The organism is Streptomyces sp. NPDC087428 (genome assembly GCF_044744085.1).
Lineage (GTDB): Bacteria > Actinomycetota > Actinomycetes > Streptomycetales > Streptomycetaceae > Streptomyces.
Genome location: NZ_JBIUXR010000004.1, coordinates 1 through 12,311 on the forward strand (window position 1 = coordinate 1; position 12,311 = coordinate 12,311).

Below are 12,311 nucleotides of genomic sequence, written 5' to 3' on the forward strand. Positions count from 1 at the left end.
CACCACCACCCTCCCCAGACACACAATGCCTCTCGCGGCCGGTCAGGCCGGGCCCGCCACCTGGCCACGGCCGGCGCGGACCACCAGGCCGCCGAGCAGCTCCTCGCCCTGCTCACCGGCCCGATAGAGACGCGCTCCCGGCTCGGCACCCGCACGGTCCCCACCACCGAAACCCGCACCATAGCCGAAACCGCAGTGGACACCTTCCTACGGGCCTACGGACCTGACCACACTCCATGACCACTGACCGCAAACCAACCTCCAACACCCCTACCAGCTACGAAACATCACAACCTCCCCACCACAGCCACCCTGCCACCCATCCCGCCAACCACGCTGCGCCACCACATCGAGAACAACAACACAACACACCCCACAAAACAGCAGAACAACAAACAAACACCCCGGAAAACTCACCCGCACCACCAAACCCCCACACAACAAAAAGAACCACACCACACCACAGAGGCTCCCACACGCGGTGCCGGGCAGCTCGTGCGTCAGCCGCCGTTTCATAGGGTGAGCAGTTGCGCCGCAAGCACGTACCGCCCGGCTCGCGGCGCCACCGTTGCGCAGGGTGCGTGTAACCCGGCCGGCTCGCCGTGCGCACGGCGAGTCCTACGGCTACTGGTCATCCGCTCCGGAATCAGGGACGGAATCAGGGCGGGAATCAATCAGGGCAGGATTCAGGGTCAGCGGTGCTCGGAGAGCCACGCGTGGACAGCGAGGGCGGTCGTGCGGGCATGCTCCTCCAGGACGCTGAAGTGGTCGCCCGGCACGGTGACTTCCGAGTGCGGCAGGCTCCACGGCTCCGCCGCTTCGATACCGGGCAGAGCGTCCCCGGCCCGGACGAAGAGCGTGGGGGCCGAGAGCTCCGAGGGTTCCCAGCCGGAGAACCGGTCCAGGTAGCCGGCCATCGCCGTGAGCCGGTCGGTCTCCGCCGAGGCGAACTGGGCAGCCTTGTCGAGCATTCCGACGGTCATGGCCGAGAGCGCGGGCCCGTCCTGCGCGCCGCTGACACTGTCCCCGGGGAAGGTGTCGACCAGGACGACGGCGGACGGGCGCACGCCCGCGCGTTCCAGGTGTTCGGCAACGGCCTGCGCCACCCAGCCGCCGGCCGAGCGCCCCAGCAGGACGAACGGCTCGTCGCCCGAGCACGCGAGAACCGCGGCGGCCTGTGCCGATACGAACGCCTCCAGTGTGGCGGGCAGGGCCTCGCGCGGCAGGAATCCTGGATTCGGCAGCACCGAGACGTCCCGCAGCCCCTGGAGGGACGACCCGAAGCGGGCGTACTCATGAGGGCCCGAGAGCGCGCTGAGCGCCGGGAAACAGATCAGCCGGGGGCGGGCGGGGCCGGTCGATACGCTGACAGCCGCAGGCGGGGTGCCGCGGCTTTCCGTGCTGTCGAAGACGTCACGGAAGCGGGAGGCGATCGTCAGAAGTGCCATGCCGTCCCATGCCTTGCCGAGTGCGCACGCCGTACGGAAGAGCGCGGACAGGGAGTCGGTGCCACCCGGTTCCGCAGTCCTTTCCGGGGCTCCGCCCGTCGCACCGGCCGTGCGGGCCGCGACCGGGACGGAGGGTGTTTCCGGGGCCGTCCCGGAAAAGCGTTCCTCAAGGTGGGCGGCGACCGCGCGCGGGGTGGGGTGGTCGAAGAGGAGCGTGGCGGGCAGGGCGAGGCCCGTCATCGTCGCAAGCCGGTTGCGCAGCTCGACCGCGGCCAGTGAGTCGAGGCCCAGCTCCGCCAGCGGACGGTCCGCCTCGACCGCGGACTGTCCCGCGGTGTAGCCGAGCGCCGCGGCGGCTTCCGTCCGTACTTCCGACAGAAGCAGTGCGCCGTGTTCGCCGGACGGCGTGCCGGCCAGCCGTCGTCGCAGGGAACCGCCGGCCTCGGGCTCCGCGGGTGTCCGGCGGGAGGGCCCGCGGCCGGGCAGACGGGAGAGGGGCGCATCGGCGGTCCCGCGCACCTCCGGGTTCAGGCGTGCCGCGACCAGGACGGCGTCCCCGCTCCCGACGGCGGTGTCGAAGAGCGCGAGGCCCTCATCGGTCCGCAGCGGGACGAGGCCGGAGCGGGCCATCCGGCGCAGATCCGCGCCTGCCAGCTCGGCGGTCATTCCACCGGTCTGCTGCCAGGGGCCCCAGACGAGGGAGGTGCCGGGCAGACCGATGCTCCTGCGGTGCTGTGCCAGCGCGTCCAGGAACGAGTTCGCCGCCGCGTAGTTGCCCTGGCCACCGGATCCGAACACACCGGCCACCGAGGAGAACAGGGCGAAGACCGACAGGTCACTGTCCCGGGTCAACTCGTGCAGGGCCAGCGCCCCGTCCACCTTCGGCCGCAGCACACGATCCATGCGCTCCGGTGTGAGCGCCGCGATCACACCGTCGTCCAGCACACCCGCGGTGTGCACCACGCCGGTCAGCGGGTGCTCCCGCGGCACAGCAACGGCGGTGAGCAGTGCCTCGGCTTCCGGCCGGGACCCGCGCAACGCCGGGACGACCAGAGGTGCGGGCGTGGCTCCGTCCGTCACCGGCTCGGTTGCCTGCATGTCGGACAGACAGTCCCGCGTGATACCCGAGAGCACACCGTCCGGGCCGAGCTCCACATAGTGGGTCCCGCCCCGCTCCCGCAGAAACCGCACCGTGTCGGTGAAGCGGACCGGACGGCGTGCATGGTCCACCCAGTAGCCGGGCGAGCGCAGTTCCGCGTCCGTCGCGGACCGGTCCGCCACCACCGACACCAGGGGGAGCACGGGCCGGGAGTAGATGATCCCCCGCGCCACCACGGCGAACGCGTCAAGCATGGGTTCCATACGCGCGGAGTGAAACGCGTGGCTCACCCGCAGCCGCCTGGTCTCGCAACCCTGTTCGTGCCAGTACGCCATGACCTCCAGCACCGCCGGCTCGTCACCGGAAACGACCACCCAACGGCCGTTCAACGCCGCAATGTCCACCCCCCGCCCCCTGCCGGCGAGATACGCGGCGATCTCGCTCCCCTCGGCCCGTATCGCGGCCATGGCCCCGCCCGCGGGAAGTTCATCCATCAGACGACCCCGCGCCGTCACCAGCACACACGCATCCGCAAGAGACAACACCCCGGCAGCATGCGCCGCCGCCACCTCGCCGACGGAATGCCCCGCCACCATGTCCGGGCGTACGCCCCAGGACTCCAGCAGCCGGAACAGGGCCACTTCCAGGGCGAAGAGCGCGGGCTGCGCGAACCGTGTCGTGTGCAGGAGTCCGCTCTCGTCCGGTTCCTCGGCTCCGTCGTCCGCGAACACAACCTCGCGCAGCGGCTTCGGCAGGAGCGGATCCAGCAGCGCGCAGGTCTCGTCGAAGGAACGGGCGTAAACGGGATGGGTCTCATACAGTTCGCGGCCCATACCGGCCCGCTGACTGCCCTGGCCCGTGAACAGGAACACGACCGGGCCCGCCGGGCGGGGGCCGCTCGTACTCACCCCCGGATGCTGCTTCCCTTCGGCCACCGCGCCGAGGGAGGCGAGCAGCCCGTCCCGGTCACCGGCCACCACCACGGCACGGTGCTCGAAGGCGGCGCGGGTGGTGGCCAGCGAGAACCCGAGGTCCAGCAGGCGTGTTCCGGGGCGCTCGGCCACGTCGTCGTGCAGCCGTCGGGCCTGTGCCCGGAGCCCTGCGGCGCTCCTCGCCGACACCGGGAACGGCACGGCCGCCGCAGTGACCTCCGGTCCGGCCACGAGGACCTCGTCCGGGGCGCACCGGTCCGCCGCGGGCGCCTGTTCGAGTACCACGTGCGCATTGGTGCCACTGATCCCGAAGGACGAGACACCCGCCCGCCGGGGCCGGCCGGTCCGCGGCCACGGCACCGCCCCGGTCAGCAGCGACACCGCGCCAGAGGACCAGTCCACCCTCGGTGTGGGCTCGTCGGCGTGCAGCGTACGGGGCAGCACGCCGTGCTCCATCGCCTGGACCATCTTCATCACACCGGCCATGCCCGCCGCGGCCTGCGTGTGCCCGATGTTCGACTTGACCGAGCCCAGCCACAGCGGGTTCTCCCGCGCCCCGGCCCGGCTGTAGGCCGCCAGGAACGCCTCCGCCTCGATGACGTCACCGAGCCGGGTGCCCGTGCCGTGCGCCTCCACCGCGTCGATCTCCGCCGGCTCCAGCCGCGCGTCGGACAGTGCCTGGCGGATCACCCGTTGCTGGGCCGGTCCGTGCGGCGCCGTCAGGCCGTTGCTCGCACCGTCCTGGTTCACCGCGGAGCCGCGTACCACGGCCAGTACCCGGTACCCCGCCCGCCTGGCGTGGGAGAGCCGGGTCATCAGCAGCATTCCCGCGCCCTCGGCCCACCCGGTGCCGTCCGCCGAAGCGGCGAACGCCTTGCAGCGGCCGTCGGGGGCCAGCGCGCGCTGCCTGCTGAACTCCACGAAGGAGCTGGGCCCCGACATCACCGTGACACCGCCGGCCAGCGCGAGTGAGCACTCGCCCCTGCGCAGTGCCTGGGCGGCCAGATGGAGCGCCACCAACGACGACGAGCACGCCGTGTCCACCGTGATCGCCGGCCCCTCCAGACCCAGGGTGTAGGCGATCCGGCCGGAGGCGACACTGCCAGCGTTCCCGATACCGAGATGCCCCTCCACGTGCTCGGGGGTATCGGCGAACCGGCCGGCGTAGTCGCTGTACATGAGCCCCGCGTACACACCAGTAGGCGTCCCGCGCACCGTGCCGGGATCGATTCCGGCATGCTCGAAGGCCTCCCAGGCGACTTCGAGCAGCAGCCGGTGCTGCGGATCCATCGCCAGTGCCTCGCGGGGCGAGATACCGAAGAAGGCCGGGTCGAATCGGTCCACACCGGTCAGGAAGCCGCCCTCGCGTACGTACGTCCGGCCCGCCCGCCCGGGATCCGGGTCGAACAGTCCGTCGATGTCCCATCCCCGGTCGGTGGGGAACGGGGTGATGGCGTCGACACCGTCATCGACGAGCCGCCACAGATCCTCCGGGGACTCCACCCCGCCCGGGAAACGGCACGCCATCCCGACGATCACCACGGGGTCGTCGTCCGTTCCGGCCCCGTCCGGGCGGACGGGGCCGGCGGCGGCCGGTTCACCGGTGAGCCGCGCCGCGAGGTGCGCGGCCATCTCGGTCGCGGTGGGGAAGTCGAAGGCGGCGGCCTCGGACAGGGAGAGACCGGTCGCCGCCGACAGACGGCTGGACAGTTCGGTCGCCGTCAACGAGTCAAGACCCAGATCGCGGAACGCGGTGCCCGGCTCCACCTCGTCGACCGCGCAGTCCAGTACGCCGGCGACCTCGCCCCGTACCAGAGCCTGCAGATCCACCGCGTCCGTCCCAGCGGGCGAGGAGGCTTCCGCCTCCAGAAGCCTCGCCGGGCGGTCGGCGAGCGCGTACCGCCTGGCCTTCCCCGAGGCGGTGCGCGGGATCCCGTCCACCTCATAGAGAGCAGCGGGGATCTTGAACGGTGACAGTTGCTCCCGGCAGGCGGCGAGGACCGCTCTCCTGTCGAGTGCGCCGGCCTTCTCCGGGACCAGATAGGCGACCGGCACCTCACCGAGTACGTCATCGGGCCGGCCGGTCACGGCGGCGTCCTTGATGTCCGGCAGCGTCAGCAGCACCGCCTCCACCTCGGAGGGGTGGATGTTCTCGCCCGCGCGGATGATCAGCTCGCTGACCCGGCCCGTGATGGTGACTTCGCCGCGGGCGTCGATCCGGGCGAGGTCACCGGTGCGGTACCACCCGTCGCGCAGCACCAGGGCGGTGTCGTCGGGCCGGCCGTGGTACCCGGCCATGACACCGGGGCCGGAGACCCACAACTCGCCCTCGCCCGACGCTTCACCACCGCCGCTGCTCGTGCTGCCGTCGCCGATACGTACCCGGGAGCCCGGCAGCACCCGGCCGCACGAGCCGGCCGCACGGGCGGCGCCCGGCGCGGGCATGGTGACGGGCCCCGCCTCGGTGCTCCCGTAGTGCTCGAGGAACGGGACCCCGCAGATCTCCTCGAAGGCCCGCTCGAAGACGGGACCGGCGGCCGCACCTCCACTGACGCAGCCACGGAGCCCGGGGGCCGTCAGCCCCTCGGCACGTACGGCGTCGAGGAACTTGGCGTACGTCGCCGGCACACCGGCCAGCAACGTGAACGGGTTCTCCGTCCGACTGAGTTCACCCAGCACGTCCGCCGCGGAGAACCGCGGCAGGATGACAGCGGACGCTCCGGTCGCGGTCACCCCGATGACACAGAGGATCTGGCCCATGGCGTGGTGCAGAGGCAGCGGCCAGAGCAGTCGATCGTCGGCCGACATACCGAGAACGGCAACGAAACCGGCGGCCACCGGCGACAGGCGGTTGCGCTGTGTGGACAGCACGCCCTTGGGGATGCCGGTCGACCCGGAGGTGTAGAGCAGCCATGCCACCTCGTCGAGCCCGAGGTCGTCCGGGGCGGGGACGGTCGGTTCGGTGTCGGCCATGTCCTCGTAGGAGAACGTGCCGGCCTCCGTATACGCCGCTGCGTCACTACCCGCCGACCGGAGGAGCACCACGCGCAGGTGCGGGCGCTCCGGCAACAGCGGCCCCAGCAGGCCCAGATGGGACCGGTCGGTGAAGACGACCCGGGCTCCGCTGTCGTCCAGCATGTGAGCCAGCTCGGCTCGCGTGCTCCGTGAGTCCATCGGCACGCCGACCGCGCCCGCTCTGGTGACAGCGAGCAGGCTCTCCACGGCTTCGACGCGGTTGCCCAGAAGGACCGCAGCCCGCTCGCCGTGCCGCAGCCCGAGTCCGGCCAGATGGCCGGCCAGCCGTCCCGTGCGCAGCTCCAACTCCGCATACGTCACACGGGACACGGGGTCCTGGAACGCAACCTTCGAGCCGAAGCGGCCCGCATGTTCCCGGAGCAGCTCGGGCAGTGGCCGGATCGGGGCTACGCGTGATGTCACCGGGACGAACACTTCCTCATCGGACAGGAGTTGATGTTGAACCAGTATGGATCCACAGACGAGTGAGCCCACCATCTGTTCGAACCCGGCGTGTTGACGGCCGGCATGTCCGGGCCGCCGGAAACGTCGGAGCCGTCCGGTCCGGGACAGAAGCCTGATCGCACGGTGACTGGCCGGTGGTTGGCCGGTTCCTTTCCGTGCCTGTTCCGCTTCCTCTCCTTCGGACCGATGCTGACCGGGACGACGGCGGGCGAGGCAGGCCGACAGAGGAGTGCGTGTGACAGTTCAAACATCGGGCGAAACGGGCAATGATCACGAGAAGCGGGCGGGCGACCGGCCGGACGATGCGATGCCCGGGGCCCAGGAGTCCATGACGCCCTTCGACGAGATCTACGACCGCCCCGATCCCCGGGCCTTCTTCCGCGCATTCCAGCCGCTGGGTTACCGGACCCCGCACCACGCCCAGGGATTCCACCGCCGGCTGCTCGCGACCGGCGTGTGCGCCACCGGGGGCGGAGCGATACTGGACATCTGTTGCTCCTACGGCATCAACGCGGCCCTGCTGAACCACGATCTGACGCTGGACGACCTGTACGCCCACTACACCTCGTCCAGGGCGTCGGCGATGACCACCAGTGAGCTGATCGCCTGGGACCGCGAGTTCTACCGGTCCCGGCGCCGCCCGGACGCGGTCCGCGTGTTCGGCCTCGACGCGGCGCCCAATGCCGTCGCCTACGCTCGCGAGGTGGGCCTGCTGGACGAGGGCTTCGGCGAGAACCTGGAGGTCGCGGCGCCGTCCGCCGCCCTCCTGCGCGCGGCGCGGCGCACCCGTCTGATCACGGTCACCGGCGGGGCCAGCTTCCTGTCGTCGCGCACCTTCCGGCCACTTCTCGAATCGGCCGACGCCCCGGTGTGGGTGGCGGCACTGGTGCTGCGTACCGGCTCCTACCGGCCCATCGCGCAGTGCCTGGACTCCTTCGGACTGGTCACGGAGAAGGCGGCTTCCCCTACTTTCGTCCAGCGTCGGTTCACCAGCGACGAGGAGCGGCAGTTCGCCGTCGCAGCAGTGACCGCGGCCGGCGAGGACCCCCGGGGGAAGGAGACGGACGGCCATTTCCACACCGCCGTCCATCTGTCCCGTCCCGCTCAGGACACCGTCTCGTACCCGGTCAGCGGCCTCGTGCAGCCGGTCTGACCCGCTCACGCGCCCGGAGCCGCAGGGCGCGGAAGCCACCGGGCCGGCTCCGTCCGCGGCCAGGTCACCAGGAGGCGTTCCGGACTGCGTGAGGTGGTCCCCACACGCCAGTGGACGGATCGCGGCGGTTGTGCCAGCCGGAGTCCCGGGAACCTGGCCGCCAGTCGGTGCAGGGCCAGCTGGAGTTCGACCCGGGCCAGCCAGGCGCCCAGGCAGTAGTGCGGGCCGGCGCCGAAGGACAGGGTGGGGGCTTCCAGCGGTGCGAACAGGTCGTCCGCCGTGCTTGCCGGGAAGACGTCGGGGTCGCGATTGGCCATTCCGCAGTCCGCCAGGACCACCGCTCCGGCCGGGATGAGAACGCCCCCGACCTCGACGCCCTCGGCCGCGCGACGTGTGCTCCCGCGGTCGTCGCCGAGGGGAATCAGGTGGAGCAGGCGGTCGGCCACCACTCCGGCCGACTCTCCTGCGGCCGCCAGGAGCGGCCAGGCCTCCTGCCGCTCGGTGAGCAGGTACAGGAGTGAGTTCCCGAGCATGGTCATCGTGCTGTCGTGGCCCCCGACCACCAGCCCGCAGACGAGGCTGACCAGTTGCGCCTCGGGAATGCCGCCCTCCTCGTCGGCGGCCTGGACCAGGCCGCTCACCAGGTCGTCCCCGGGCTCGCGTCGCCGTGCGGCGAGCAGTTCAGCGCCGAACGCGGAGAACTCGGCCATGGCCGCGCCCACCTCGTCACCGCAGCGGGAGCCGTCCGTGAACGCGTGGTCGCTCCAGTGGCGCATCCGCTCACGCGCGGCCCCGTCGAGCCCCATCAGCCGGCTGATCACGGCCACCGGCAGCGGCAGCGTGAACTCCGCGACGATGTCCACCGGTCCGTCGCCGAGGGCCAGGCTGTCCAGCAGCTGTTCCACGATCGCCGCGATCCAGGGCTGCCATCGGGCGACGGCTCTCGGAGTGAACGCGCGGCGCATGGTGCGGCGCAGTCGCAGGTGGTCGGGGCCGTCCTGGTTGAACATCAGGTCGGGGTCGTTGACCAGCCCCGGCAGCTGGGACAGGGACGGCCCGTCCGGCGCGTACAGCTCGGAGCGGCCGAACCGGCTGTCGCTCAGCACCTGCCTGACATCGGGATACCGGCTGACGAGCCAGGCCGGCGACCCGTCCGTGAGCTCGGTGAGCCGCGGCGGGCCGGGTACCTCGAACTCCATGCGGTGGAGCGGGGCCAACAACGGTTCGGGACCAGCACTCTTGCTGGTGCTTACTGCGGCGGACAAAGTGCCTCCTGGCTGTGTGTGTCCGACGGGACAGGACGGGCTGCTGGACGGATCGGGGGGAGGGAAGAGGGGACGGCGGCGGGTGCTCACGGGTAATGAGGTCGCCCGCTACCGTTCCGTGCGTCGGCGACCGCGTCCTCGCCGTGCGGTCACAGCTCGACCAGTACCTTGCCCAGGTTGGTCCCCCGGTCGTGGTAGAGGCTCCCGTAGGCTGCGGGAATGCTGTCGAAGCCGTGGTGGAGGGTGTGGTCACAGACGACCTCCCCCCGCCGTACCCTGCCGCCCAGTTCGGTGTGGAGCGACTGCCAGTTCTCGTCGGTGAACCACTCCAGGGAGAAGATCCCGCGCACGGTGGCGCGCGGGAACATGATGTACGGCAGGAGCCGGGGTCCTACCGCGTCCTGGCCGACCTGGGTCGCCCACTGCCAGCACACCGCCACCTGGCTGCCCACGTTGAGCAGGGAGAAGACCACGTCGGTCACGGCGCCGCCGAGGTTGTCGAAGTAGCGGTCGACGCCGTCGGGAGCCGCTCGGGCGAGCGCGTCGCGCACGCTCTCGGCGCTGTCGCCCTGCCGGTAGACGACGACCGCGTCGAACCCCAGCTGTGACAGGTACTCCGCCTTCTGCGGACTCGACGTCGTGCCGACCACGCGGGCGCCCGCGATCCGGGCCAGCTGGCCGACGAGTGTCCCCACCGCTCCGGAAGCACCGCTGATCACCAGGGTGTCTCCCGGCCCGGCGTCGAGGAACGTGGAGAGCGTGCCCCAGGCGGTCATGCCCGGACCGCCCATCGCGCTCAGCGCGGTCGCCAGGGGCAGCGCGTCGTCGTACCAGCACGGGTCGAGGCGGCGGAAGGCGGGGAACACCATCGGGAAGGTTCCCGTCTGCCACAGCGATTCCTCGCCCGCGCTGACCAGGTGGGACCGCCAGCCGCCGAAACCCTGTACCAGGTCACCCGGTTGGTGCGCGGCCCGCGGACCCGCCTCCAGCACTTCCATGATCGAGTCGGCGCCCATGTGCCGGCCGAGCGGGGTGTCCAGCGCGATGCCCTGGAGATAGGGATCGACCGAGACGTACCGCGTCTTCAGCAGCATCTCGTCGGGAGCCAGGTCCACGTCGATGTCGCGGACGATCTTCTCGTAGATCCGGTCGACGTCGGGAGCGCCCTCGACGTGTTCGCGGACGACCCACTCCTTGATCTTCACTTCTGCTCCTGTTCCATACCGGTGAGGTCGAAAGGGGCCGCGGTGGAGCCCTCGGGGCGGCCTCCGACCGGAATGACGAGATGGGTCGGCGGTGGCCGGGTCTCGTCGAGGGAGGCGGTGAACGGTCTGCCGTCGTCACGGCAGACGAACTGCACGACGTGCCGGCCCGCCGCGGCGGCCCGGATGAGTCCGCCCGTCGTCGCCCAGACGCCGGAGAGATAGAAGTTGTCCAGGCCGGGGAGCCCGGGACCGTGCTTCTTGACGAGTTCCTCCAGGGTTTCGCCGCTCTCCACGAACGGCTGCCACCCCAGAACTGTCCCGTCGTGGTTGCCCGTGTATCGGACCTGGGTGAGCGGGCTCGACACGTCGCGCACCGCGATGGCGTCCTCAAGGCCGGGGTAACGCTCCTCCAGGAACTTCACGAGCGCCGTGCGTGCCCGCCGTTTGGCCGCGTAGTAGCCGCGGCCGTGCCGCACGGGGAGCGTGTGGAGCTCCTGGCCGCCCCGGCTCCGGGTGATCTGTTCCGGGCCTTCGTCCAAGGCGCGCCAGGGGGCGATGTCGCAGAAGTAGGTGGCGTAGACGATGGTCGTCCCGCTCGGCGAGAGCTCCGGGTAGTGGCAGCTGCGGAACTGGACGTTGATGCTCCGGTGGCGGATGCCGGTCAGCTCGGCCGCCTGTTCCTCGTTCAGCAGGTAGGTCGTGCACGGGTCGCCCTCGGGGAAGGGCCGTTTGAGTCCCAGGAAGAGGGTGAAGTAGCCGGGAAACACCATGCCCGGTTCGTTGATGGTCTCGGTGTAGAGCCGCCGGTAGGCGTCGTTCAGATAGCGGCCTCCCAGGAGTTTCATCATCGTGGTGGGGCCGTCGCAGGCGGACACGATGATGTCCGCACGCAGTTCCCGGCCGTCGCTGAGCCGGACGCCGACGGCTCGGTCGTCCTCGACGACGACCTCCTCGACCTTGGTGTTGTAAGTGACCCGGCCGCCGAGCCTCCGGTAGCGCTGCTCGATCGACTCGGCGAGGCCGAGCGATCCGCCTTCGGGGACGCCCGCCGAGAGGTTGGCGTGCGAGGCGAGCTGGAAGTGGGTCGGCAGTACGGGGAACGCCGGGTGTTTCTCGTAGAGGACGAAGTTGAACGCCTCTCGCAGCAGCGGATCCTTGAACCGGGCCGAGTAGTCCGACATCAGCACCGAGATCGACTTGCGCACCGCGTTGAAGTACGGGACGAACGAGGCCAGCATGCGCCAGCGCTCCACTCGCCCCATCAGCCCCACCGGTTTGAGGAAGGGGTAGACGGCCAGCGCCTTGCGGAAGGAGCGCAGCTGACGGCAGAACTCCCGGATCTGTTTGGCGTCGACGGGCGAGAGCTCGGTGAGGTGGTCCTGCAGCCGGTCCGGGTCGGAGTAGAAGTAGACCGCTCTGCCGTCCTGTCCGCGCACGATGTTGAACACGTCGAAGTGGCGTACCTCCTTGCCCTGCAACGCGCCGAGCTCCAGCCAGATCTGGTGCATCTCGTTGCCGGGGCCGCTGCCCAGCATCCAGCTGACACAGGCGTCCAGGGTGAAGTCGCCGCGTTCCCATGCGGTGCAGCAGCCGCCCGGGATCTCGTGCATCTCCAGCACCTGGGTCCGGTAGCCGTTCATCTGGGCGTAGCAGCCGGTGGAGAGACCGCCGAGTCCGGCACCGATGATGATCATGGTTTGCCTGTCGCGCGGCGCCCGTGCCGTGGGGC

At 70.7% G+C, this 12,311-nt stretch carries 6 protein-coding genes; 2 read left to right on the plus strand and 4 right to left on the minus strand.

Translation table 11 applies throughout. The features are described 5' to 3' along the window. Positions 1-240, plus strand: a 240-nt coding sequence (locus ACIO3R_RS09795) for a TetR/AcrR family transcriptional regulator C-terminal domain-containing protein (protein ID WP_402104897.1), incomplete at its 5' end; no start/stop codon positions are given. Positions 241-692: 452 nt separating this feature from the next. Here the strand turns inward: ACIO3R_RS09795 and ACIO3R_RS09800 are convergent. Continuing rightward, entirely contained in the window at positions 693-6,917 is a 6,225-nt protein-coding gene (locus ACIO3R_RS09800) for a beta-ketoacyl synthase N-terminal-like domain-containing protein (RefSeq protein WP_402104898.1), read from the minus strand. Positions 6,918-7,194: 277 nt separating this feature from the next. Between ACIO3R_RS09800 and ACIO3R_RS09805 the strand changes: the two genes are divergently transcribed. After that, positions 7,195-8,112: a hypothetical protein gene (locus tag ACIO3R_RS09805; protein ID WP_402104900.1), complete on the plus strand. Its 918-nt coding sequence runs from the start codon at positions 7,195-7,197 to the stop codon at positions 8,110-8,112. Positions 8,113-8,117: 5 nt separating this feature from the next. Here ACIO3R_RS09805 and ACIO3R_RS09810 read toward each other — a convergent pair whose 3' ends face one another. From ACIO3R_RS09810 to ACIO3R_RS09820, 3 genes are all read right to left on the minus strand, one after another. Next, a complete protein-coding gene (locus ACIO3R_RS09810; RefSeq protein ID WP_385028834.1) occupies positions 8,118-9,311 on the minus strand; it encodes a cytochrome P450 in 1,194 nt (397 codons plus the stop codon). Positions 9,312-9,526: 215 nt separating this feature from the next. Continuing rightward, positions 9,527-10,582, minus strand: a complete 1,056-nt coding sequence (locus ACIO3R_RS09815; protein WP_385028832.1) for an MDR family NADP-dependent oxidoreductase — start codon at positions 10,580-10,582, stop codon at positions 9,527-9,529. Beyond that, positions 10,579-12,276, minus strand: a complete 1,698-nt coding sequence (locus tag ACIO3R_RS09820) for a phytoene desaturase family protein (RefSeq protein WP_385028852.1) — start codon at positions 12,274-12,276, stop codon at positions 10,579-10,581. Before ACIO3R_RS09820 ends, ACIO3R_RS09815 begins: the two co-directional genes overlap by 4 nt. Positions 12,277-12,311 lie beyond the last annotated feature (35 nt).